This window comes from Maribacter aquivivus (genome assembly GCF_900142175.1).
GTDB lineage: Bacteria > Bacteroidota > Bacteroidia > Flavobacteriales > Flavobacteriaceae > Maribacter > Maribacter aquivivus.
Window position 1 is genome coordinate 1,342,549 of sequence record NZ_FQZX01000001.1, and the last position, 25,973, is coordinate 1,368,521.

The window sequence follows — 25,973 nt, forward strand, 5'->3', positions numbered from 1 at the left end:
TTACTTTACACTGATCAATACCGCTTCGCAGCTTTTTAGGTCGGAGTTCAAAACAATGTTTTCAGATTTTTCGCCATCAGATATTTCTACTGATACCGTATTTGGTGGCGAATCGCCTAAGTTATGGGCGTAAAGGAACAAATCATTAGATTTTGTGGGGTCAAGTTTAATTTTGAATTCCTTCTTCCAATAGGTTAAATAGTACTTTTTAATTACTTGAACACCGTTCAGATATATAGAAACAATATCGCCATCTTGCCTGCCGTGATCCCATATTTTTATAACTATATCTTCAGAATTGAACTCGAATTCTTTGGTATATGAAATTTTTCTACCATCGAAGCTATCTCTAACTTCAGGTTTGCTTTCAGTTGTAGGCTCAGGCTTATTCTCGGCTTGGGCAACTGCAGTTCGCTTAGGTGCTATTTTCTCTTTTGCTTTTTTCTTTGCTTTCGATCTAGACTTCTTATTTTTTGGAGTTACAGTGTTGGCATTTGCTAATTGCTGCTTTTTCTTTCTTTCGTCAGATGCCGCATTCATAATTGAAAAGAACGGAGTAGCTTTTTTAGCAATATTGAATTTGTCATCTGGGAATAGTTCTATGGCAACTACCTGGTATCTATTGCCGGATCCAATGTTTTTTGCCAATTCTATTCCGTCTTCAAATCCATCATTTTTAAAAGAACCAAGTTCTTGCACTACCATTTCATTACGTACTAGAAAAAAACGAATGGACTTGCTAGTATCTATTTTTACGGTATTCCACTGTAAAGCAATTTTGTCGGGAATGTTCCAGACAGTGTTTTCATTTGGGGAAACGATATTTATAGTAGCTATATCTTGCGCATAACTAAAAGTAGATATTAGTAATAGGGCAGATAAAAATATAAAATGAATTTGGCGCATGTGTAATATGTTATCTTAAAGATAGTATTAAACGATTCTTGTTTAAGACCTCTATAATCTACAAGATATATGATACTAAACGAAAATTTATAGCAATTTAATATAATAGTAAGCGCCTTTTAATTCATTAACTTCAAATTAATCTCTTTTCAATAGCTGTATTGTTCAATAATCGAAATTTTACGATTGTCCTTTTCTAATGCGTTGATGGCTAGCTTCGAGATAATTTACTTATTGCATACTATTTGTAGCAAGAACTTTTTAATGTTAAATATTGGAAATAATCCCAATAATTGGAAATAATCCATAATTTAGCTATCCCGATTTTTTAGAGGGATAGTTATGAGCAAAACAATACTGCATATAGATTTAGATACTTTTTATGTATCTGTAGAACGACTCAATAATCGTGAGTTGCAGAATAAACCATTATTGGTGGGCGGTACGGGAGACCGCGGCGTGGTAGCGGCATGTAGTTATGAAACCCGTGGCTTTGGTGTGCACTCCGGGATGCCCATGAAAATGGCGCGCGAACTGTGTCCTGATGCTGTTGTAATTAGAGGTAATGCTGGTGATTATAGTAAGCACTCAGATGTGGTAACGGAAATCATAAAAGAATACGTACCTGTATTCGAAAAATCTAGTATCGATGAGTTTTATGCAGACCTCACCGGTATGGATCGTTTTTTTGGTTGCTACCAATATGCTTCCCAAATGAGAAAGAAGATTATTCGAGAAACAGGACTTCCCATTTCCTTCGGATTGTCGGCTAATAAGGTCGTTTCTAAAGTAGCAACGAACGAGGCGAAACCAAATAATCAGTTGAAGATAGATGAAGGATTGGAAAAGCCTTTTTTAGCACCGCTATCCATCAAAAAAATACCAATGGTGGGTGATAAGACTTATCAGACTTTACGGAACCTTGGGCTACGGCAAGTGCGTACAGTTCAAGAAATGCCTATGGAAGTCATGCAGCGTGTTTTGGGTGCTAATGGCGGAGTAATATGGAAACGTGCCAATGGTATTGATAATACACCTGTGATTCCGTTTTGTGAGCGAAAATCAATATCTACCGAAAGAACTTTTAATAAAGATACGATTGATGTAAACAGACTACGTGGTATCCTCATTGCCATGACCGAAAATTTGGCATATCAATTACGACGTGGAGATAAGCTGACCGCTTGTATTTCAGTAAAAATTAGATACTCAGATTTTAATACCTATTCAAAGCAAATGCGCATTCCGTATACCAGCGGAGACCATATTTTAATACCCAAAATTTTAGACCTGTTCAAGACCTTATATAACCGTAGGTTATTAGTGAGGCTAATTGGTATACGTTTCAGTCATTTAGTGTCCGGTAATTATCAAATCAACCTTTTTGATGATACCGAAGAAATTTTAAGCCTATATAATGCTATGGATGAAATTCGAAAACGCTACGGAGACAAAAGTGTGTTGCGGGCATCGGGCATGGGTGCAAAAACAATAGGAAGAATGCATAATCCTTTTAATGGATTGCCACCTGTTGTGTTGGCACATAGGAAGATTTAGTTCTTGGTTGATGGATGTTGGTTGTTGAGGATGAAAATGCTTAGCGCAAAAACGTCTTCACGAGGAGGCACGACGAAGTGATTTATTGAAGTGGGGTGACAATGATAATCGGATGTACTTACTTTCGGCAGATTGCTTCGGTGAAAAACCTGGCAAAGACGATACCCGTTCACTGAGCGTAGCCGAAGTGAAATCTCGAGTGAGAAAGCAAACAATAAAAAAAGCGTACTGCGCAAAGCGAATAGCGTGAAGCGCTTAGCGCAAAAAAACAACAACCAATAACCAACAACGAGCATGTACCTAAACTGCCATACATATTACAGCCTTCGCTACGGGACTTTTTCCGAGATTGAGCTTTTGCAATTAGCGAAGGCACATGGGGTAACGCAATTGGTATTGACAGATATTAATAATACATCGGCTTGTTTAAACTTTGTTCGTAAAGCAGCTGAATATGATATATGTCCTATTTTGGGTATCGATTTTAGAAACGGAGTGGAGCCATGCTTTGTTGGTATAGCAAAGAATAATGCAGGATTTTTGGAACTCAATAACTTTTTGTCGCATTACATTCATCATGACAAGAAAATACCAGAAATAGCTCCGGATTTTAAAGATGTGTTTGTTATTTACCCCTTTGAGAAAGTGTTGGAGAGTGAAAAGAAAATCTTTGCAGCACATGAGTTTATAGGAGTTTCTGTAAATGAGCTGAAACGACTTCGGTTTTCAAAATTACTAGAGCAGCGAGATAAGATTGTATTGCTGCAGCCGGTTACTTTTAGAAATAAGCGCGATTTTAATGCACACCGATTATTGCGCGCCATAGATAATAATACTTTGTTGAGTATGCTATCGGTAACCGAGCAGGCACGCGATGATGAACATATGTATGCGATACCAAACTTGGCCGCGCACTTTTCTGAACATAGTTTTATACTAGAAAACACCCAGCAGTTGATGGATGCCTGCTCTATTCATTTCGATTTTACCACAGGGCGAAAACCTCAGAATTTAAGCACCTATTTAGGCAGTACTGAAGAAGATGAGGTGTTTCTAGAACAGTTATGTCAAGAGGGATTGCCCAAGCGTTACCCAGAAATAAATCAGGCTGTTTTAGATCGTTTAGCGAAAGAGCTTTACCTCATTAAAGAGATGAATTTTGTCTCTTACTTTCTTATCAATTGGGATATTATCTCTCATGCTCGAACGCAGAATTTCTTTTACGTGGGGCGAGGTAGTGGTGCAAATAGTATTGTGGCATACTTGCTTTTTATTACCGATGTAGATCCTATGGAGCTCGACTTGTATTTTGAGCGGTTCATTAATTTATACCGAGTAAATCCGCCCGATTTTGATATTGATTTTTCCCATAGGGATAGACCTATTATGACGGAGTATATTTTTAATCGTTTTGAAAATGTAGCATTGTTGGGTACCTACGTTACTTTTCAATCTCGTGGAGTTATTCGCGAATTAGGTAAGGTATTTGGCTTGCCAAAAGATGAAATAGATTTGTTGTGCGACGGTAATATTCAGGCAAGTCGGTTAGATACTATTTCGACTTTGGTATTGAAATACACACAGCTGCTACATGGTATGCCTAACTATCTCAGTATTCATGCAGGAGGAATTCTAATTACCGAGAAACCTATTCACTGGTTTTCGGCAACCAATATGCCACCAAAAGGTTTCCCCACTACGCAGTTTGATATGATTATTGCTGAGGATGTCGGTATTTTTAAGTTCGATATTCTTGCCCAACGCGGACTCTCAAAAATAAAGGAGACACTGGATATTCTGGAACGCGACCGACCCGAAGAATTTGCCAAGTTCGATATTCATGATATCAAGGCGTTTAAAAAAGATCCTAAAATCAATAATTTGGTAAAAACAGCGCAGTGTATGGGTTGTTTTTATGTGGAATCTCCCGCCATGCGGATGTTATTGAAGAAGCTGGAAGTAGATACCTATTTGGGTCTCGTAGCGGCAAGTTCTATTATTCGTCCCGGAGTATCCAAAAGTGGTATGATGCGAGAATATATTCTACGACATAGAAACAAAGGTAGGGCAGAGGAATTTGCGCATCCGGTGATGTTAGAAATTATGCCTGAGACTTATGGGGTAATGGTTTACCAAGAAGATGTAATAAAAGTAGCCCACCATTTTGCTGATTTAGATTTGGGGGAAGCCGATGTATTACGACGTGGAATGAGTGGTAAGTTCCGTTCTCGGGAGGAGTTTCAAAAAGTGCAAGACAAGTTTATGGACAACTGCCGTAAAAAAGGATATGCCGAGAAACTCATTCAAGAAATTTGGGATCAAGTAGCGAGTTTTGCAGGCTATGCTTTTGCAAAAGGGCATTCGGCATCGTATGCAGTAGAAAGTTATCAGAGTTTGTTTTTACGTGCCTATTATCCGTTAGAATATATGGTGGCGGTGCTTAATAATGGTGGCGGATTTTATAAGCCTGAGTTCTACGTGCATGAAGCTCGCATGTTGGGTGCAACAATACATCCACCGTGTGTGAATAGGAGTAATGCGGGTAATCGTATTTATGGAAAAGAATTGTATTTAGGATTAGGTTATTTACGGGAATTGGAGCAACGGGTGATGGAGCGTATACTAAAAGAGCGCTTTGTGAAAGGTAATTTTATGTCGTTAGAAGATTTCTTGGATAGGTTGATAATATCCATAGAACAAGTCAGTATTTTAATACGTATTGATGCATTCAGATTTACCGAAACCAATAAACACGAGCTCCTCTGGAAAGCACATTTGTTTTTGAACAAGACCAAGAAAATAGACCACCCAAAACTGTTCGCGCCACGGCACCAACATTTTGAAATTCCGTCATTATACAGTACCAATTTAGAAGTCGCCTTTACGCAATTAGAGTTGTTAGGGTTTAGTTTATGTAGTCCATTTGAGTTGTTGGTAGAAGCACCATTAAATACTTCGGGGAGTAAGGATTTCGAAAAGTATCTAAATAAACATATCGATATCTACGGATATTTAATAACTGTAAAACGTACAAAGACCCATAAAGGGAAAGCCATGTTTTTTGCGACATTGTTAGACCAACAAGGGCAAGTATTTGATGCCGTATTATTTCCGCCAGTTGCAGAAAAATATATGTTTAGGGGAAGAGGAATTTACAGATTCTATGGTAAAGTAGTCAGTGAATTTGGATTTTTAAGTATAGAAGTAATTAAACTTATAAAACAAGATTTCATTCAAGACCCTAGGTATGCAGACATGAAAACTAGTGCTAAAGTTTTTGACCAAAAGAAGGCGAATAACCAAGAAGGGGAAAGAGAAGAGAAAATTGACGTTAGAGAATAGAGGAAGCGCTACTCGCTATTCGCCACGCGCCACGCGCTCAGCGCAGATTACGCGTATAGCGTGAGGCGTCCAGCGCTTGGCGCAATGACTATCAACCGACAACCGACAACCATCCTCAAAAAGCCTCTAATACATAACCGAATATCCAGTATAGTATAAGAAAAACAAAAACGGTTCCAATACAACCACATTTACCTCCGCCAATTTTCTTTGCGCCGTACCACGCACCAATAATTTGAATTAGTTTTTTCATGATGGCAATTTACGAGTTTAGTTGGTTGTTATTGAAGTAAAAATTAGCTTGAAAAGTAGTGTAAGTAATATTATTTACAAAGCTAGAGTTGTTGGATACTTTGAAATTATAACTTATTATATTTTTTAAACCACTGAATAAAAATTGAAACACCGGTTTTAATATCTACAGAACTTTTATATCCCAACTCTTGTAAATGTTTGGTGTCTGCCCAAGTTCTAGGTACATCTCCTGGTTGCATTGGTAAATATTCTTTTTGGGCCGTAATTCCTAAACTAGTCTCAATGGCTTTTATAAAGTCTAATAAATTTTGAGGCTTTCCATTACCAATATTTAAAATGTGGTAAAATAGATTGTCCTCATTTACTTTGGGTTTATGATTGATCAAAATTTCAATACCGTTGATAATATCATCAATGTAAGTGAAATCGCGACTCATATCTCCATTGTTAAAAACTTTAATTGCTTTCCCTTTTGTAATTGCGTCAGCAAAAAGTATAGGTGCCATATCTGGTCGACCCCATGGTCCATAAACAGTGAAAAAACGTAAGCCTGTTGTGGGTAAATTATATAGATGGCTATAGGTATGGGCCATTAACTCATTACTTTTTTTGGTGGCGGCATATAAAGACACTGGTTTGTCAACACTATCATCTTCTGAAAAAGGAACTTTTGAATTTGTTCCATAAACAGAAGAGCTCGAAGCATATAAAAAGTGCTCAATCTTGTAATTTCTGCAACACTCTAAAAGATTTACAAAACCTACTAAATTAGATTGTACATACGCATGTGGGTTTTCGATAGAGTAGCGAACACCTGCCTGAGCAGCTAAATGAATTACGTAATTAAATTTTTCATGTTCAAAAAGATGTTCCAGTTTTGTTAAATCTGTAATATCCATTTTAGTAAACCGATAATTAGCATACTTCTGGCTAAATGTCAATTGTCCATTTTCAGAAATTAGATGGCGTTTAATTCCTGAGTCTTCTAATCTGGCATATTTTAAATTTATACCGTAGTAATCATTAATGTTATCAAGACCAATTACCTCATGTCCAGTTTTAATTAGCTTTTCAACCAAATGATAACCAATAAATCCTGCAGCTCCGGTTACTAAAATTTTCATATGAATTCTACTTTATAAAATTTTATTTGAAATCTACAATTAGGCTTGAAAGATTCTGTATTTAAAAAAGGTGGTGTGTATTAAGACTTAAAAGTTAATAAAGACAAAGCTAATAGAATTAAGTGTCAACATCATAAATTGAAATTTTTTATTAATAATAATTAAATTTTAATTCTAAATAGGATAATTTTTTAACTACGAATTTTATTTTACAATATATACGCTATCTATTGAAATGAAAGTATTAATTATGCCACCAAAGTGGCATGGTTTTAGTTAAGTAATATGTAGCAATATATAGAGGTTAACTTCGTTATCTTATCACGTGCTTCATATATTAGCGTGTAGATATTATAGGAATTTTAAAGTAACTAACCAGTCCCCATTTTAATGCAAGAAAGCAATGTACCTCTTACTAATTTACCAAAATGGTTCGTTTTGGTTGTTAAGACAAAGCGAGAGAAACAAGTTGCTGAAATTTTAGAGCGTCATGGCTTTGAAATTTACTGTCCTGTTAAGAAAGAAATTCGGCAATGGAGCGATAGAAAAAAAGTTATAGAGGTTCCCGTTTTTCAAAATTATTTGTTTGTAAGACTTAAGGAATCAGATAGAGATACGGTCTTTATTACTTCTCATATAAAAAAATACCTATACTGGTTAGGGAAAGTTGCTATAGTACGCGATGTTGAAATAGCCGTTATCAAAGAATGGATGACTAATGATAACATTTGCAATATCAAATCATCACATTTACAAAAAGGTAAAGTTATAACTATTGAAAAAGGTGCTTTCAAAGATAAAGAGGCTACAATACATGAAGTTCGTAAAAATGAACTCAAACTTGTTCTAAATGGTTTAGGTATTGTTTTGTTGGCTAAAATTAGAGATGTGGCTTAAGCTATTAATAAGCGTGTGCCTCTATTTTATAATTCAATCAAAAGCGCAGGTTTACCATTTAAAATCGATTAGTTATCTCTTTTTTGTGTAATTAATCTTAATTACGCAACTTATCTTTTTTATTCCTTTCAAATTACTTTTATTTGTCTTACCATAACTATTAATTTGCTAAATACGAAGTATTTGTAAGGTTTTTCAATCAAACAAATAAAGAGAACATAGCAAATACACTAAACACTAATCCATTTTAATTTTTGCACTATCTTAAAAGTGCAAATTTTCATGTGGATTTAACGGCGGAGCCGTTGAATTTCTTCAAGTAGAATTCAATCAGAAGTATTGAGTTTACTTCCCAAATTCATTCTGAATCTTTGAAGTTATTTAAGTGATAATTTTATTAGTTGGTTTTAAATTGTAAAAATCTTTTTAGCGTTATTTAATGTTGGGCTATATTTAAAATATCAAAACTTAAGACATTATCAAGTAAAATAACTCGTTCGTCGATTGTTATTGGAGCTAAAAACTAGTTTTCCCATTTTTAAGAATTCATAATAATCATAGTATTAGGCTTATCTTTTTTTAATAAATGAAATACCGTAACTCAGACTATATAATTCCGATCTCTATATTCTTAAATTTATGTATCATAAATGGAGTGCTCTTAATATTGACTCCAGAGACCTATTTGAATGTATTTAATATTGCTTACTATAATATCAGCTGGCTGTTTATTGCGTTTATTTTAAACTACTACACTACTGACAGAAAGGAGCTTTTTTTTACGAGGTTCCATAAAATCATACAAATTCTCTTTGTCTATTTCCTTTCTTATTTTGCATTGTTTGCCATAAGAGATGAAAGCATACCATCTATTAGTTATCAATATGTAGTATTTGCAATTTTATCAATTTGCCTTATTTGGTATAGGGTATTATTCTTTTGGGTAAGAGGTAAGTTTAGGGTTATTGGTCGAAATAGTGTTAAGGTAGTAGTACTCGGTAGAGACAGAAATTTAAAGAAAATCAGAAAAGTTTTTGACAACCCTACTTTTGGTTATTTCTATTCGGGATATTTTTCGGATAATGAATCAAAAAGCCCTACATATTTGGGTCAAATAAAGGATTCTTTTGGCTATATCTTAAATTATGATATAGACATTATATACTGTGTAGCTTCTAATTTTAGTGAAGATGAACTAAAGAACTTTGTAGATTTTGCCGATAATAATTTAATACGATTTAAAGTTATTTTGGATGATATGGATGTGTTTAATCGTGCTATGTCAGTAGAAACTTACAATACTACCCCTGTACTTAATCTACGAAATGTGCCATTAGATACCGAATATGGTCGTATCATTAAACGTGCTTTTGATATTATTTTTTCTGGTTTGGTGATTCTTTTAATACTGTCATGGCTAACCCCTATATTATATATATTAATTAAAATAGATTCTCCAGGAGATTTTTATTTTAAACAAATGAGACATGGGTACAAAAGGCAAACATTTTGGTGTTATAAATATCGTTCCATGACGGTGAATAAAGAATCCGACTCTCAAATGGCGAAGAAGGGTGATATGAGAGTTACAAGAATTGGTAAGTTTATACGTAAAACCAGTATAGATGAATTACCTCAATTTATAAATGTGTTTAAAGGAGATATGAGTATTGTAGGGCCAAGACCTCATATGGTGGTTCATACTACAGATTTCGAGAAGTCAGTAGATAAATATTTGGTACGTCATTTTGTAAAACCAGGTATCACAGGTTTAGCTCAAATAATGGGTTATAGAGGTGAAATTATCAAACCCTCTGATATTAAGAATCGTACGCGATTAGATATCTTTTATGTAGAACGATGGTCTATGGGTTTAGATATACATATTCTTTTTTACACTATATATAATGTAATTAAGGGTGAAGAAAAGGCTTACTAAGGTCTTTTTAATCCCATATTGCCTTTTAAATGAGGAGTTATTGTATTTGTTGCCATTCAATACCATCAAACTGAAGCCAGATTGTGCTATTTTTATTTAAAACAGTCATATTTCTATTTTTAAGATCTTTATATTGAATGTTTAAAGATATGTTGCTGTTACCTATGTTTTTTAAAATAAAAAGCAGCCCAGATTGTTCTGTTGAAGTGTAAGGGAAAATTAATTGCGATACGCTTTCTTCTAATATTAAAGTTTCATCTGTGATAGTTAAAGCTTCTTTCGAATTGGATAGTCTTCTGATTGATTTTAAAACGGTGCTATTGGTTTCTGTTTTATAAGTGCCGCCAGAGGTGGTTAATGTACCGTCAACGATTAAGTTGCCTCCAACATGTAAAGTAGCTAATGGGTTTTGTACGTTGACGCCAACATTGCCATTTTCAATTATGCGCATTGCTTCTTGACCATTCGCCGAAAAGCCTAATTGATTAGTTTGAGGAACGTAGAGACCTGTTGATGTACTTCCTTGAAAATGATAACCAGGATAACCAGCTGAACCTCTACCATTTTGAATTCTACTTGCAGTGATTAAACCAATTACCTCTAGTGCTGTTCTAGGAGTTATAGTGCCTATCCCTAGCCTTTTGGTGTTATTGTCGTAAAAGAGATTAGCTTGGTCAAAGGTTGGAGCACCAGCGCTATCTCCAAAAAACAGAGCTCCATTTATACCCGTGTGACCAGCTGTCTCAATTAAAAATGTATCATCATCTGTAGTTACTGTATAAGTGCCATTTTCATTATTAACTATAGTTATATTTTCGCTAGTTCCTGTTCCGGCGGTTCCTGGTTCACCTTGAATACCCTGTTCACCTTGAGGACCTTCGATACCTGGTTCACCTTGAATACCCTGTTCCCCTTGAGGACCTGGTTCACCTTGGGGACCTTCTGGTCCAGTAATTACTTCTGGGTCAGTAATTGTATTGTTACACAGATTATTCCATTGGGTTCCATCAAAAAAGAAAAGACATTCAATATCGGTATTATAAACCAATGCACCCCTCAAAGCATTTATGGTTTGCATTTGACTTGAAGAAATACGACTTACTACAAGTGTATGAGTGGTGCTTTCCAGTTCTAAAAGTGATGAACTATTAATATTCTCAGGATTGTCACCAATTTTAATTTGGGCTAATATCACTTGTGTTGTGAGCAAACATAAAAACGTAATATATGTGGTGAATTGAAAATGTTTCATTTTTGAATTTTTTGATGTCAAAGCTATGATAATTAATTTGTAATCAGTTAGTACAAAAAAAAATCATTTTTTAATGGTTTACTCACAGTACACCTTTAACTACCTTAATTTTAGTTGAGTTACAGAATACAGATAGTTTTATTTAATCGTTATACTGAATATCGGCTTACAAGTTTTATATAAACCTTACACTAAAATTTATAAAGAAATTGCATTCCAAAAAATAGTGCTGATATTTGTATTAATAATTAATAGTTGATTTATATTGAGAAAGTTGATAAATTTTTTTTTAAATAAAATAAATTCTAGTTCTGATCGTACTAAAAATATTATTAAACATATTGGATGGTCTTCTTTATTTAAAGCAGGTAGTGTTTTAATAAGCTTTCTCCTTGTTCCACTTACAATAACCTATTTAAATAATGAAAACTATGGAATTTGGCTTACTTTAAGTTCTTTTATAAGCTGGTTTACTTTTTTAGATGTAGGCTTAGGCAAAGGGCTTCAAAATAAATTTGCAGAAGCAAAAGCTAATAAGGAATATGATTTAGCAAAGGCGTATGTAAGTTGTGCTTATTTTACTATAGGTATTGTGAGTTTAATTTTGGTTTTCATATTTTTTATTCTAAATAAATATATAAACTGGGCTCAAGTATTTAATGCAAATGACTCATTAAATGATTCCTTAAATATTTTATTACCTATTATTTTTACTTTCTTTGGTTTTCAGTTAGTTAGTAAATTAATCGTTTCAATATACATAGCAGATCAACATCATTCTATTAATATAAAAATTGAATTCTTTACAAGAGTATTTTCATTGTTAGCTGTTTGGATTCTTATAAAAACTACGGAAAGTTCATTATTAATTTATGGGTGTATTTTGTCTATACTTCCATTTCTTGTTCTATTAGTGCTGAATTTAATAGGTTTTAAAGGGGAATACAGGCACTTTAAGCCTGTGTTAAGTCTTTGGAAACGAAAATATTTAAAAGATATAACGGGTGTTGGACTTAATTTTTTTGTTATTCAAATTTCAACATTAATACTTTTTTCTACAGATAATTTTATTATAGCAAAATTGTTTACAGCGGCAGATGTTGTTCCTTATAATGTAGCATTCAAGTATTTTTCTATTATGGTCATGTTGTTTACGATAATAGTGACTCCTTATTGGTCTTCAATAACTGAGGCATATACTAATAATGATTTTCTTTGGATTAAAAATTCTATAAAAAGATTACAAATACTGTGGTTTGCAGTACCAATATGTTTATTAGTAATGTTGGCACTCTCTAATTGGTTTTATAATTTTTGGGTAGGAGACAAAGTCAACGTTGAATTTAACTTATCTTTTTCTATGGCTATTTTTGCGATGTTAATGACCTTTAATATGATTTATGTTAACTTTATTAATGGTGTAGGTAAAATTAAATTACAATTGTACTTAGGGATATTTAGTATGATAATTAATATTCCCTTGAGTATTTTTTTTTCAAAAATACTTCAGTTAGGGTTATCAGGTGTTGTTTTAGCAACATGTTTTTCCTTGTTATTACAATCCATTTTGTCACCAATTCAATATTTTAAAATTATTAATGGAAAGGCTAAAGGTATTTGGAATAAATAAATGTAAATCGTTGTGTCATAAAATAATTTTTGTAAAATTCAATTGCTCTCATGGTGTTAGAATTCAAGGATATTTTGAAAAAAGGTCTATCATCTAGTTTTTATTATTTTTGCGTCATAATATAAATGTTATTTCAGTTAATTTTAGAATTACTTAGAAGTCAAATGGAGTAATCTAGCTTTTGTTTGCAGTAAAGCATTAGAAATATTTTTATTGTTTTATTATATTTTGGTTTATTATCAATAAAACACCTTTCCTTAGGCTTGGATAAGCAAGTAAATATATTGATGAATTGGTAGTAATAAAATTAATACGTAGGTTTTATAGTTCAATAGGTTTTTGTCTAAATTAAAGTTGATGTTGAAAAAATTTTTGATAAAATATTTTATTTTTAGAAATAAAATTCTTTTTAAAAAAAAGGGAATATCTCATGGTAAACATTTAATGGTAATGGGACCTATTCAATTACTTGTAATGGGTGAATTGAAGGTTGGGAATCATTTTAATATGATTAGCGGTATTATGACTAATGCCCTTGGAAGAAATTTAAAATCAACTTTGAGAGTGGACCTAGGTGCTAAAATAATAATCGGAGATAATGTAGGTATGAGTTGTGTTTCAATTTGGAGTAAGGAAGAAATAATAATTGGTGATAATGTAAAATTGGGAGCTAATGTTATAGTTTTTGATTCTGATATGCATTCATTAGATTATCAATTAAGGAGAGATATATCTACTGACGGGATAAACTCTAAAAGTTCACCTATAGTTATTGAGGATGATGTGTTTATAGGAGCTAATTCTATTATAACCAAAGGAGTTAAAATTGGTAGGCAAGCTATTATAGCAGCAGGAAGTGTTGTAGTGAAATCAATTCCTGAGAGACAAACTTGGGGTGGAAATCCAGCAAGATTTATTAAAGAAAATACAAAATAGTTGAGGAAATTAATTTTTGACATAGCAATTACAGGTCATCATTCAGAGTATATTGAACATCTTGTAAATTATTTAGAATCTCAAGTTCTAATAAATGATATTTATTATTTTGTAATACATCCAGAATTACTTGAAAGATTTCCTAGAATTAAAGATAAGTCTAGAGAAAATAATAAGATTAATTTTGTACCAATTTCAAAAGAAGAATTAAGGGGGGTTGTATCCGTAAAAAAAATTAAAAATTCTCTAGCTCAATTTAAAATAATGAATCACTATGCAAAAATCTTGGACATAGACCATGTGATTTCATTAGATTTTCATTCTATAAAATATGGTGTTCTTTTAAAAAAGCCAGCATTTACTATTAGTAGCATTTTATTTCTTCAGTTTTTCCGCTTACCGAAGAAAACTCTAAATGAAAAAATGGAATATTATAAGCGTTATTTTATCATTAAATGGGCCGTAGCAAATAAGCAAATAAAAAATGTATTTGTACTAAATGATGATAGGACAGTAGACTTTATGAATAAAGAATTCAACACAAATTGTTTTCAAATATTACCCGATCCAATACCCGTTTTAAAACCATTAGAGAGTTTCAATATTAACAAATATTATAACATATCACCTGGAAGAAAGATTTTTTTACATATTGGCTCTTTAGGTGATAGAAAAGGTACTAATGAGGTTATTGAATCAACTTTTTGTTTAGATGAAGATGTTCAAAGAAGTATAGCAATTGTATTAGTCGGAAAGGCAAGCTTTTTGGAAGATGAAAAAAAATATCATGCTAAAATGAGATTGGTCCAAAATAAAACAGAAGTACAGATAATATGGGATAATCAATTTGTAACTCGCGAAATGATGAAAAGTTTATTTGATAATTGTGATGCAGTTTTATTGCCTTATAAAAATGCTGAATTTTCTAGTGGAATTCTAGGGCATGCTGCAGCTTCTCGAAAAACAGTTATAGCAACGGGTGCGGGATTAATTCAAGAATTAGTTAATAAGTATAATTTAGGTATTCTTTTAGAAAAACCTGATGCTGATTCAATAGCAGAAAAAATCTCTTTTTTTTTAAAAGATAAGCCTGCTACAAGTATGGCAGATGATTTTGTGGCAGAACATAACCCAAATAAATTTTGTAAGGTTTTACTTCAAATCAAATAAAAATCATCTGATTATTGTTTTATGAATTATTTAAATCAATACAAAAGTAAGTATCATTTTTCTGTTAATTTCTGGAGTGTTTTATTGGTTTTTACATTTGTTCCGGATTTGTTAGGAATAGAAAACGGTATAGTTAAATATGGCTTTTGGGCTTTAAGATGTGCAAGTGCCTTTTGGGTAGTTTTTAACTACAAGAAGAAAATTTATCATTTAAACTCTTCTGAGAAATTATTCTTTTTTGTAATAATTATTTTTTTTATTAACATCTTCATTGATGTTTTATTAGAAAATAATAGGAATGGATACGGTACTACAGTAGATTTAGCTGCATTCGCAATTGCAATATTAGTATCATTTTCCTTTAGATATGATCCAATGTTTTCTGGTCAAAAATCATTTAATTTTTTTGCACTTACACTCGCTTTAGGCCTTTTTGTCGCTTTTTTTTTAGCAGTACCTAGCCCTTTACCTTGGGTTGGTAGAATGGATGCAAACTCAAGTTTTAATACTATTAATTACGGTCAATTGGGCTGTGCAATGAGTCTAGTGTCTATATATAGTTTAACAAAAACTAAAAATATTTGGTATAAAATATTATGGGTATTAGGTGTGTTTTTAGGTCTTTTGTCAATTATGAAAGCAGGATCAAGATCACCTATTGTTGTGTTATTTGTGGTAGTTTTATTTTTTCTTTTTGCTAAATCTGGTTTTTCTAAAGGTCTTATATTATCTGTTTCACTATTACTTTTTTTATGGTTTATGTCTGATTTTTTAATTGAAATAGCAGATTCTATGGGCAGTAGTTTGCCAGCAAGAATACTATCGGCATTAGAGTCGGGTGAGTCAAGTGGGCGAGATAAAATTTACGCTAATACTCTATCTTTAATTAATGATTCTCTTTACTTTGGAGATTCATATTTAATTCCCTCAGGTATTGGTAAGGGTGGCTATCCACATAACTATATATTAGAGGCTTTTTTGACGTGCGGGCTATTTGGTGGTATACCTTTTTTAATTATGCTGTTATTATCACTTTATAAATCCTACAACTTACTTCGAGATGGGCATCAATCTGGTTGGATAGTTGTAATATTTGTTCAACTATGTACTTTTGGTATGTTTAGTTCATCTCTAAGTAGTTCTCAAGACTTTTGGGCATTAAGTTTTTTCATTCTATCTATTGATATTTCTGAAAAGCATAATAGAAAAAGGCTTCCAGAAGAAACTTAATGAAAAGGACCAATTATTTTAAAAAGTATTTATAACTAATATTTAGTGATTTTAATTTTTATAATTTGAATTTTTATGGAATATGATAACTTAAGTCCAATTATTCTTTTTACGTATAATCGTTTAGAAGAGTTAAAGCAGACTATAGCAGCTTTACAAAACAATAAGTTAGCGAATAATAGTATTCTATATGTGTATTCTGATGGCGCTAAAACGGCTAATGATAATATAGCTGTGGATGCAGTTAGAGATTTTTTAAAAACAGTTTCTGGATTTAAAGATGTGATTTTAAAATTTTCTGAAAAGAATAAGGGTTTAGCTCCTTCCATTATTGAGGGAGTAACCACAATTTTGGAGAAGCATGGGAAAGTTATTGTTTTGGAAGATGATCTATTGGTAAGTGATAATTTTTTATCATTTATGAATAGTGGGCTTGATTACTATTATAAAAACCCATCTATTTTATCTATTTGTGGGTATAATATGAAAGTGGAAAAACAAAAAGCGGACAATTATTTATTTGATATGTTTTTCGCAAAACGATCGTCTTCATGGGGTTGGGCAACTTGGAAAAATAAATGGAAAGGAATTGATTGGAATGTAGAAGATTATGACGCCTTTTCTCAAAATAGAGAGCAACGTAAAGCATTTAACGAATGTGGAAGTGATATGTTTGGGATGTTAAAAAGACAGCAACAAGGTAAAATTAATTCATGGGCAGTTCGTTATAATTATCATCAATTTAAGAATGATTTGTGGAGTGTGTTTCCGATAACATCTAAAGTCAAGAATATTGGTTTTAGTAGTGAGGCAACACATACAAATCAGAAATACAGTCGTTTTGATGTTAACTTAGATAAATCTGGTAAAACTGATTTTAAATTTACAGAAGAGATTGTATTGGATATAGATATACAAAAACAATTTAAGGATGTAAATAGTATTAAGAACCGTATTATCTACAAGATTAAAAATCTTTTTTAATTCTAAATTCAATGCTTAAAACAGTATTCCAAGATTGGAATTATAATAAAGGTAATATTAAAGCCCGCCTTATTCTAGTTGGCTTTAGAATTGCACATCTAGCAATTAAAACAAGATTACTTTTTATTATTCTTATTCCTCATTTAATAATTTATCGTGTAATTGTTGAGTGGTTTTTAGGTGTAGAATTACCTTATAAGACCATAATTGGTAAAGGGCTTAAAATATATCACGGTCAAGCCTTAGTAGTTAATGATGGGACAATAATAGGCTTTAATTGCACTTTAAGAAACTCAACTACCATTGGTAATAAAATATATATGGATGGTAACCCATCTAAAAGCCCTGTAATAGGCAACAACGTAGATATTGGTTGTAATGTGAGTATTATTGGACCTGTAGTCATAGGAGATAATGTTATCATTGGGGCAGGTTCTGTCATAGTAAAAAATGTGCCGTCTAACAGTATTGTTGCAGGTAACCCTGCAAGAGTGATTAAATTTGTTGATTAAAAGAAAGTCGCTATAAATAAAAATTATGATAATTAAACCAAAGGTGTTATTTATACTTCACTTTCCACCTCCTGTAAACGGAGCTGCAATGGTAGGGCAATATATAAAAGATAGTGAACTCATAAATAGAACTTTTGAAGCTGATTTTGTCAATTTGACGGCTTCATTTAGTTTAAAAAGTATTGGTAAAGGTGGGTTAGGTAAAATGATTACCATCTTAAAGATTTTAAAAAATGTTTTTTTTAATTTAAAGAGAAAAGACTATGATCTTTGTTATATGACACTAACTGCTAAAGGAGTTGGGTTTTATAAAGATTTTTTAATAGTTGTATTATTAAAAATGTTTCGAAAGAAAATTGTATTTCATTTTCATAATAAGGGAGTTTTAAAAAGTAGTTCGAATAAACTAAATAATTTATTATACAACTTCACCTTTAAAAATACTGATAGTATAGTACTTTCACCTTCTCTTTCATATGACATTGAAAAATATGTAGATAAAGATAGAATTAAAGTCTGTCCTAATGGTATTCCTGAAATATTAGAGGATTCTGCTTCAAACATGGCAAATGTAGATAATAATGATACTTGCAGGTTTTTATTTTTATCTAACATGATGGAAGAAAAAGGTGTGCTGGTATTACTTAAAGCTCTTGACCAATTAAAGGATAAAAAAGTAAATTTTGAATGCCATTTTATTGGTGCTTGGTCAGATATTAGTGATATAAAGTTTAATACAGTAGTCAAAGAGTATGAGCTTACAAATTATGTATTTGCACATGGAAAAAAGTATGGGGATGAAAAAGCCCAGTATTTTTTAAATTCTGATGTTTTTGTATTTCCAACTTTTTATCATAATGAATGTTTTCCACTTGTTCTTTTAGAGGCTATGCAATATTCTCTCCCAATTATATCGACCCCTGAAGGAGGAATCGTAGATTTAGTAAGAAACGGAAAAACCGGTATTTTAGTTAAACAGAAAAGCATTGAGGAACTTACCAATCAATTACAGTTAATGAGTGAAAATAAAATATTACGAGAAAATTTAGGCAAGGCAGCAAGAATGCGTTATGAAGAGTTATATACTCTTTCAGAATTTGAAAAAAACTTTAGTGCTATTCTTAATAACATTGTTGCGAATAACTAATTATGTCAGATATAGAGTAAGAAAGGCAATTTTAAAACTATATCCTTAATTGGTGTAGTTGGTTTTTAGAAAAATTAATATTGCATTTATTTAAATTAGGTAATACACTTTAAAATTAAATATTAGCAATTATTTTGCATATTAAATTTACATTAATAAGATGAGTAAAGAACAACATGATTATTATTCTATAGAACAAGATACTCCTGATTTTAGGACAATTTTAGATCGATATTTAAAATATTGGTCTTGGTTTGTTATATGTGTAGGAGTTGCCATGATTTTGGCAACAATATATTTGACATTTAAAAAATCTACCTATATGGCCATAGCTACGATTATAATAGAAGATGAAAAAGGTAAAGGAGCTTCTGTAGATACTGGTTTTGCTGATTTATCACTGTTAAGCGGAATATCTACTAGTAGTATTGAAAATGAATTAGGTTTATTACGTTCTAAAAGGTTAATGAACAATGCCGTAAAAAACTTAGAACTGAATATAGAATATTTCAGTACTAACGGATTTGTAAAAAAAGAATATTATAAAAATAGCCCATTCATTATTCGTACAGCTCTTTTAGATGAAGATTTGTTAAGAAAAGCTGTGCAGCTTGAGGAAAATAGCTTTGTAATTAATTATTTAAATAAAGATGAGGTTGAACTTGTTTTTAATAATGATAAAGAATCTATAATAAATAAAATAGGAGATGTAGTCGAATTAGATTATGTTCAGTTTTTTATAGAATTAAATAAAAACGAAGCTGACAATATTGATGATGATGACACTTTAAAAAGTGTGGAAGTTGTCATTTCTGAAATTGCGAAGGTTGCAACATCGCTAGAGTCTAGTTTGGTTGCTGGTTTAGTAGATGAAAATTCAACAATGATAGAATTAACTTTGGTTAATTATATTCCGGCCAAGGCAAAAGATATTTTAAATCAATTGATATTTGAGTACAATCAAGAAGCTATTGAAGATAAGGATTTAATAGCACGAAATACTGCATTTTTTATTGATGAGCGATTGGCTATTATAAACTCTGAGTTAGATTCGGTAGAAACGGGTAAAGAACAATTTAAAGAAACTAATTTATTAACTGATATTGATACAGAGTCTGAGTTAATTGTTAAAAATGTTAGTGACTATAATAATCAACAACAGAAAATCAGTACAGAACTTGAACTAACAACTTCCTTGATTAATCATTTAAAGAGAAATAAATCTAGTCTTTTACCCACAAATATGGGTATAGAAGATTCGGGCACTAATAGTTTAATTCAAGAATTCAACTCAAATGTTTTAGAGAGAAATAGATTACTAAAAAGCGCAAGTGAACAAAACCCAATGGTAATTGGTCTTAATAATCAAATAGATCAAATTAGGGAAAATGTGATGGAAAGTTTAAGTAGAATGCAATATAATTTAAATATTAAGAAAAATAATTTAGATAGGCAATCAGGAGTATTAGCTACACAAATTTCTAATGTTCCAGCTCAAGAACGAGCTTATAGAGGTATTGAGCGCCAGCAGAATATAAAAGAAGCGTTATATCTTTTCTTATTACAAAAACGTGAAGAAAACTCGTTGTCGTTAGCTGCAAGCGCACCAAAAGCTAAATTGGTGGATCAAGCTTATTCTTTAGCCAAACCAGTTTCCCCTAATTCAAAAATTGTTTTATTAGTAGCATTTTTAATGGGACTGTTTATTCCATTTTTAGTAATAAATTCAATATCTCTTTTAAATAATAAAGTCACGGATACTGATCAGGTAAAAAAGCTTTCACGGGATTTACAAATTTTAGGTGAATTACCTCATATTCTACCCAATCAATCTTCTGTTATTGAGCCTAATGTACGTACAGTTTTATCAGAGTCTTTTAATATTCTGGCTTCCAGTGCTCAGCATTTTGTAGAAAATACCAATTCAGAAGGAGCATCTAAGTGTATTTTTATTACTTCTTCTTTAAAAGGTGAGGGTAAGACTTTTACATCTGTAAATTTAGGAATAACCTTAGCTTCCGAAGGAAATAAAGTAATTGTAATTGGAGGTGATTTAAGAAATCCACAATTACATCGTTATCAGAAAAATGCAGATTCTCGTATTGGGTTGAGTACCTATTTAAACGATACCAGTTTAATAGTGCAAGATTACATTCGGGATACAGATTTACACAATAACCTTAAATTTATGTATACAGGAGCTATTCCAAATAATCCGATTGAGCTTCTTAAAAAATCTAAACTAGGGGGCATGTTCCAAGAATTAAAAAAAGAGTTTGATTATATTATTGTCGATACAGCTCCAGTGCTTCAATTAGCGGATACATTTGTTCTAAATAAATATGCAGATTTAACACTGTACATGTTAAGGGCGTCGGTTACAAAAAAGAGTTTTGTTGGTATGGTAGAAGAAATAGAAAAATCTAAAAAGCTTAAAAATTTAGTGCTAGTTCTAAATGATGTGAAATTAAAAGACTCGTCCTACGGTTATGGTTATGATTATGGTTCGTAAGACTTATTTGCGAAAGTTCAATTAAAGCTTTTTCTGTTATCTAATTTACCTATAGTATCCATAACAAGTAACCCATCTTCAGCTTGGCAAGGATTTTCTTCCTTGCCAAGAAAATAATCAACTGTAGCTTGTATCATAGGTTCTTGAACGTGCTTTGGGTTAGTGAATGATAATATTTGTTCTTCTTTGATGGTTTTTAAAATAAGCTCGCTTCCAAAAAAAGAAAACTCAATGCTTCCTTCACTGCCATAAATAATGCACTGATCTTTTTGGTTATTTTCTGCTACATTGAAATTCCAGATACCACGAAATTGAATTCCATTTTGAAATGAAATAATTCCATTAACAATCTCTTCTACGTTTGCATTTCTAGTTGTTGATTTAGTTAATCCGAGAACTTTATCTATTGGTCCAAAGAAATAAATCATTAAATCTATATGGTGTGGTGCTAAATCGTAAAAGTATCCTCCACCCGATACTGCTGGTTGAATTCTCCAATTGTCTTTAACATTTGCAACAAATAGTTTCTTTTTAGATTGTAAAACTTGAAGATCAATATGTAGTATGACACCAATGCTATTTGCCTCTAATAGTTCTTTTACTTTTAAAAAAGCAGGTAGTTTACGACGATAGTGTGCCATGGTAAGCTTATTGGTACTGTTTTTAAGTGCATTGCATATTTGTTTGGCTTCATCAGCGTTTAAAGCCATTGGTTTCTCCAAGTATACATGTTTACCAGCTTTCAATGCTTGTAATGCATATTTTAAATGTGATGATGGAGGCGTGGCAATATATACTGCATTTATATTTTTATTATTAAGAATATCATTGGGATTAGAAGTCCAATGTTGAATATTATGCCGTTTTGCAAAATCTTTAGCTTTTTCTTCATTTCGACGCATAACGGATAGTAAATTAGAATTAGCCACTCTTTGAAAAGCGGGTCCGCTCTTTACTTCGGCTACATCTCCACAACCAATTATTCCCCAATTAATCTCTTCCATCTTTTTGTCCTTAAAATTCTTAAAATCTATCTGCTCTTTATCTTTTTAAAATTACAAATTACCGGCGATTTATCTTTTTTACGAATAGAATTCTCATAAATGAATTGGTTAATTTATTTTTGACCAAAATTAGAAATACATGGCTTCAGGTTTTTTTGCAATTTTAGATGATGTAGCGGCACTTTTAGATGATGTTGCTGCAATGAGTAAAATAGCCACTAAGAAGACAGCTGGTATTCTAGGTGACGATTTAGCCGTAAATGCTGAAAAAGCATCAGGGTTTGTTTCTCAGCGCGAATTACCGGTATTATGGGCGATTACCAAAGGTTCGTTGCTCAATAAAATTATAATTCTACCCATAGCCTTTTTATTAAGTGCTTTTTTACCCTGGGCGGTAACCGTAGTTTTAGTACTTGGCGGAATTTACCTTGCTTTTGAAGGTGCTGAAAAAATCCATGAATTCTTTGTGCCTCATGAACATGACCATATAGCTGCTGAAGCAAAGCCAATGACTAAAGAAGAGATTCTGGAACTAGAAAAAACCAAAGTAAAATCTGCCATAGTAACCGATTTTATTCTATCCATTGAAATAGTAATTATTGCTCTAGGTGCGGTGATAAAAGAGCCTTTAGTTACACAAATTGCAGTAGTATCTGTTGTTGCACTGTTAGCTACTGTAGGTGTTTACGGCATAGTAGCACTAATTGTACGCATGGATGAGTTTGGTACACGATTAATTAACCTGAACGAAGAAGAGAATAGTATCTCTGATAAAATAGGTAGGTTCTTTGTTAATGCACTACCTAAAGTAATTAAGGCTTTGTCGGTTATAGGAACTATAGCTTTACTATTAGTTTCGGGCGGAATATTTGTCCATAATATTGATTTCTTTCATCATTTTCTTCCGAATGTACCTAGTATGCTAGTAGAGTTTGTGGTGGGGCTAATTGTAGGTTTTGTAGCACTGATACTCTTCAATGGCGTTAAGATGCTATTTAAAAAGAAATAATTAATAGGCTTTGGCTTCCCCTTTAATAGCATTGTAAATTGTTAAGAATACAATTTTGGCATCTAAGGCAAGTGACCATTTTTCCATATAAAAAATATCATACCGTACCCTATTAATAATATCGGAACGATCAAGAATCTCTCCTCTACAGCCTTGAATTTGTGCTAAGCCTGTAATGCCTGGTTTTATAAAGTGTCTTACTAAATATCTATCTACAGAGTTTTCATACTCTTGGGTATGTACCACCATATGTGGTCTAGGACCAACAACACTCATGTCGCCCATTAGTACATTAAAAAATTGAGGTAATTCGTCTATGCTTGTTTTCCTTAAGATTTTACCCAATTTAGTAACTCTGACATCATTTTTAGTAGCCATTTGTGTATCACTAGTAGTACTCTTGGCCATGGATCTAAATTTGTAGCACCAAAATACATCTCTATTGACCCCGTGGCGCTGCTGTTTAAAAAACAAAGGACCTTTAGAATCAATCTTCATTAATATATATACTAGCGGCGTTAACCATGACAATACAAACAGTATAGCAAAGCTTGATATTAGAATATCAAAAATACGTTTGATCATGTTGGAATAATCTAAATCTAACGGTGATGCCCTTAAGTTTAAAATTGGAACAGCACCATATAATTCTATTGACATAGCGCTAGAGAATAATTCTTTATTATCTGGAATGATCTTTATCCTTTTAAGACTATTATCGGCAATTTTCATTACATACTGTATTTCTGCTTTAGATAGTTTAGAAGCCATACAGTACACTTCTTCAACATTATTTTCAAAAATATAATTGAAAGAACTTTCAATATCTCCTAAACAAGTAGGGTGATCTGATTTTACATTATCAAAATAGCCCATATACCGATAGCCGTATTCTGGATTATCGAAAATACGTCTTAATTTTTGTAGGTTCTTGTCTTTTCCGATGACAACAACTCTAGTGCTATTAAACCCTTTGGTTCTATATAATTTTTTAGCCCAATAGAATAATACCCTGAACAACGTTAATAGAAAACAAATTTGCACATACACCAATGATAAATAAATAGGTGTATACGAATTCATGCCTAAGAACACAAAAGAGGTAAAATAGACCAAGCCATAGATGACAAATAGTACAACGAAAGTTTTAAAATTGGTCATAAAACCATCTCTTCTAGCCGTTGGGTAGAAGTTTAAGCTATACGTGGTAATTAGCCATGTAAGATTGTAATAAAGTATGCTAGAGCCATTAAAATAGGTATCTGGTATGTATGCGTATAGTGTTAAGTTAATTAACAGTATATGCACCACAAATGATAATGGTATAATAAAATTCGATTTCTTCATTTAAGCTTTTAGTAATGGTTGGTTAAAGAGCTAATGATAGGTTATTAATGTTGACCGATAGCTTTACAGCTGCCGGTCAACGTTAAATCTGAGTTCGATAGAAATCTGTAGGTAAATAAACAATTAATTCTTAGCGGTATACCAAGAATATACTTGTTCTATTCCTTGTGATAATGAAACGGTGTGCTTCCATCCAAGGTCATGTAATTTTGAGGGGTCTGTTAGTTTTTTTAATGTACCATCTGGTTTTTCGGTATTAAAATACAGTTCACCTTTAAAATTGATTTTCTGCTGTATTAGTTCAGCTAAATCTTTTATGGTAATATCTACACCAGTACCTATGTTGATGTGCGTATTACGAACTTCTTTGGTGTCTTGTGAATAACAGTCTTTGAAATCTCGCTGCTCCATTAAGAAAACACATGCATCTGCCATGTCTTCGCTCCATAGAAACTCTCGCATTGGTTTACCTGAACCCCATATTTCTAAGTAAATAGTGTCATTTTTTCGTTTAATACCATACTTATCTAAAACAGCAAGTATGTCATTTTCAGATGAATTTCCATTCACACCTTCAATAGGCAATGCATTTAAATCTTTAGCAATTGTATTCCAATCATTATTTTCTAGCGCCTTACCTAAGTGCATTTTTCTAATTAATGCCGGTAATACATGCGACTTTTCTAAATCGAAATTATCATTAGGTCCGTACAAATTGGTGGGCATTACAGAAATAAAATTGGTGCCGTACTGTAAATTGTAACTTTCGCACATTTTTATACCTGCTATTTTAGCAATGGCATAGGGTTCGTTTGTATACTCTAGCGTATCTGTCAATAAATAGTCCTCTTTCATTGGTTGAGGACAATTTTTAGGATAAATACAGGTACTACCTAAAAAGAGTAATTTTTGCACTCCATGAATATGACTTTGATGTATGACATTATTTTGAATCATAAGATTCTCATAAATGAAATCTGCTCTATACGTGTTATTCGCAACTATACCACCAACTTTGGCAGCTGCAAGAATAACATAAGAGGGTTTTTCAACCTCAAAAAAGGTTGCGACATCTGTGGGGTTAGTCAAATCTAACTCTTTGTGAGTTCGGTAAACTAAATTAGTATACCCTCTACTCTCAAGATTCTTAACTATTGCACTACCCACAAGACCACGATGACCTGCGATATATATTTTAGCTTCTTTATTTAACATTTGGC

Annotated in this window: 20 protein-coding genes; 13 read left to right on the forward strand and 7 right to left on the reverse strand. The window is 32.3% G+C overall.

The window, feature by feature from the left end:
* Positions 1 to 906, reverse strand: coding sequence for a hypothetical protein (locus tag BUC31_RS05725; protein WP_073242053.1), 906 nt, complete (start codon positions 904 to 906; stop codon positions 1 to 3).
* A 342-nt stretch (positions 907 to 1,248) separates the two neighbouring features.
* On the opposite strand from BUC31_RS05725, the gene dinB reads away from it, so the two are divergent.
* The gene (dinB, locus tag BUC31_RS05730; RefSeq protein WP_073242055.1) at positions 1,249 to 2,463 is read left to right on the forward strand and encodes a DNA polymerase IV; all 1,215 of its coding nucleotides are present in this window, start codon (positions 1,249 to 1,251) and stop codon (positions 2,461 to 2,463) included.
* 294 nt (positions 2,464 to 2,757) lie between these two features.
* Positions 2,758 to 5,805 (forward strand): DNA polymerase III subunit alpha, encoded by a 3,048-nt coding sequence (locus tag BUC31_RS05735; protein ID WP_073242057.1) that lies wholly within the window; start codon positions 2,758 to 2,760, stop codon positions 5,803 to 5,805.
* 115 nt (positions 5,806 to 5,920) lie between these two features.
* Here BUC31_RS05735 and BUC31_RS20290 read toward each other — a convergent pair whose 3' ends face one another.
* Together BUC31_RS20290 and BUC31_RS05740 are read right to left on the reverse strand one after the other, a co-directional pair.
* The gene (locus BUC31_RS20290; RefSeq protein WP_027065147.1) at positions 5,921 to 6,058 is read right to left on the reverse strand and encodes a hypothetical protein; all 138 of its coding nucleotides are present in this window, start codon (positions 6,056 to 6,058) and stop codon (positions 5,921 to 5,923) included.
* 106 nt (positions 6,059 to 6,164) lie between these two features.
* Complete coding sequence (locus BUC31_RS05740) at positions 6,165 to 7,184, reverse strand: NAD-dependent epimerase/dehydratase family protein (RefSeq protein ID WP_073242059.1); 1,020 nt, start codon at positions 7,182 to 7,184, stop codon at positions 6,165 to 6,167.
* Between the two features lie 390 nt (positions 7,185 to 7,574).
* Between BUC31_RS05740 and BUC31_RS05745 the strand changes: the two genes are divergently transcribed.
* Both BUC31_RS05745 and BUC31_RS05750 read left to right on the forward strand, forming a co-directional pair.
* Entirely contained in the window at positions 7,575 to 8,081 is a 507-nt protein-coding gene (locus tag BUC31_RS05745; RefSeq protein ID WP_073242061.1) for a UpxY family transcription antiterminator, read from the forward strand.
* Between the two features lie 586 nt (positions 8,082 to 8,667).
* Positions 8,668 to 10,020 (forward strand): exopolysaccharide biosynthesis polyprenyl glycosylphosphotransferase, encoded by a 1,353-nt coding sequence (locus tag BUC31_RS05750; RefSeq protein WP_073242063.1) that lies wholly within the window; start codon positions 8,668 to 8,670, stop codon positions 10,018 to 10,020.
* Between the two features lie 37 nt (positions 10,021 to 10,057).
* Here BUC31_RS05750 and BUC31_RS20425 read toward each other — a convergent pair whose 3' ends face one another.
* The gene (locus tag BUC31_RS20425; RefSeq protein WP_211573846.1) at positions 10,058 to 11,272 is read right to left on the reverse strand and encodes a collagen-like triple helix repeat-containing protein; all 1,215 of its coding nucleotides are present in this window, start codon (positions 11,270 to 11,272) and stop codon (positions 10,058 to 10,060) included.
* A 265-nt stretch (positions 11,273 to 11,537) separates the two neighbouring features.
* Here BUC31_RS20425 and BUC31_RS05760 point away from each other — a divergent pair, with 265 nt between their 5' ends.
* From BUC31_RS05760 to BUC31_RS05795, 8 genes are all read left to right on the forward strand, one after another.
* Positions 11,538 to 12,902 (forward strand): lipopolysaccharide biosynthesis protein, encoded by a 1,365-nt coding sequence (locus tag BUC31_RS05760; RefSeq protein ID WP_170861930.1) that lies wholly within the window; start codon positions 11,538 to 11,540, stop codon positions 12,900 to 12,902.
* A gap of 357 nt (positions 12,903 to 13,259) precedes the next feature.
* Positions 13,260 to 13,838, forward strand: a complete 579-nt coding sequence (locus BUC31_RS05765) for an acyltransferase (protein ID WP_073242067.1) — start codon at positions 13,260 to 13,262, stop codon at positions 13,836 to 13,838.
* Entirely contained in the window at positions 13,839 to 15,008 is a 1,170-nt protein-coding gene (locus BUC31_RS05770; RefSeq protein WP_073242069.1) for a glycosyltransferase, read from the forward strand.
* Positions 15,009 to 15,029: 21 nt separating this feature from the next.
* Positions 15,030 to 16,238, forward strand: a complete 1,209-nt coding sequence (locus tag BUC31_RS05775) for an O-antigen ligase family protein (RefSeq protein WP_073242071.1) — start codon at positions 15,030 to 15,032, stop codon at positions 16,236 to 16,238.
* A 75-nt stretch (positions 16,239 to 16,313) separates the two neighbouring features.
* The gene (locus BUC31_RS05780) at positions 16,314 to 17,222 is read left to right on the forward strand and encodes a glycosyltransferase family protein (RefSeq protein ID WP_073242074.1); all 909 of its coding nucleotides are present in this window, start codon (positions 16,314 to 16,316) and stop codon (positions 17,220 to 17,222) included.
* A gap of 11 nt (positions 17,223 to 17,233) precedes the next feature.
* Positions 17,234 to 17,734, forward strand: coding sequence for a serine O-acetyltransferase (locus BUC31_RS05785; RefSeq protein WP_073242076.1), 501 nt, complete (start codon positions 17,234 to 17,236; stop codon positions 17,732 to 17,734).
* A 25-nt stretch (positions 17,735 to 17,759) separates the two neighbouring features.
* Positions 17,760 to 18,881, forward strand: a complete 1,122-nt coding sequence (locus BUC31_RS05790) for a glycosyltransferase family 4 protein (RefSeq protein WP_073242078.1) — start codon at positions 17,760 to 17,762, stop codon at positions 18,879 to 18,881.
* A gap of 160 nt (positions 18,882 to 19,041) precedes the next feature.
* On the forward strand, positions 19,042 to 21,393 hold the full coding sequence (locus BUC31_RS05795; protein ID WP_073242081.1) for a GumC family protein: 2,352 nt from the start codon (positions 19,042 to 19,044) through the stop codon (positions 21,391 to 21,393).
* A gap of 17 nt (positions 21,394 to 21,410) precedes the next feature.
* Here the strand turns inward: BUC31_RS05795 and BUC31_RS05800 are convergent, their stop codons facing one another.
* Positions 21,411 to 22,397: a Gfo/Idh/MocA family protein gene (locus tag BUC31_RS05800; protein WP_073242083.1), complete on the reverse strand. Its 987-nt coding sequence runs from the start codon at positions 22,395 to 22,397 to the stop codon at positions 21,411 to 21,413.
* A 139-nt stretch (positions 22,398 to 22,536) separates the two neighbouring features.
* Here BUC31_RS05800 and BUC31_RS05805 point away from each other — a divergent pair, with 139 nt between their 5' ends.
* On the forward strand, positions 22,537 to 23,406 hold the full coding sequence (locus BUC31_RS05805) for a DUF808 domain-containing protein (RefSeq protein WP_073242085.1): 870 nt from the start codon (positions 22,537 to 22,539) through the stop codon (positions 23,404 to 23,406).
* On the opposite strand, the gene BUC31_RS05810 is transcribed toward BUC31_RS05805, so the two are convergent.
* Complete coding sequence (locus tag BUC31_RS05810) at positions 23,407 to 24,753, reverse strand: undecaprenyl-phosphate glucose phosphotransferase (RefSeq protein WP_073242087.1); 1,347 nt, start codon at positions 24,751 to 24,753, stop codon at positions 23,407 to 23,409.
* 123 nt (positions 24,754 to 24,876) lie between these two features.
* Positions 24,877 to 25,968, reverse strand: a complete 1,092-nt coding sequence (locus BUC31_RS05815) for a GDP-L-fucose synthase family protein (protein ID WP_073242089.1) — start codon at positions 25,966 to 25,968, stop codon at positions 24,877 to 24,879.
* Positions 25,969 to 25,973: the final 5 nt, after the last annotated feature.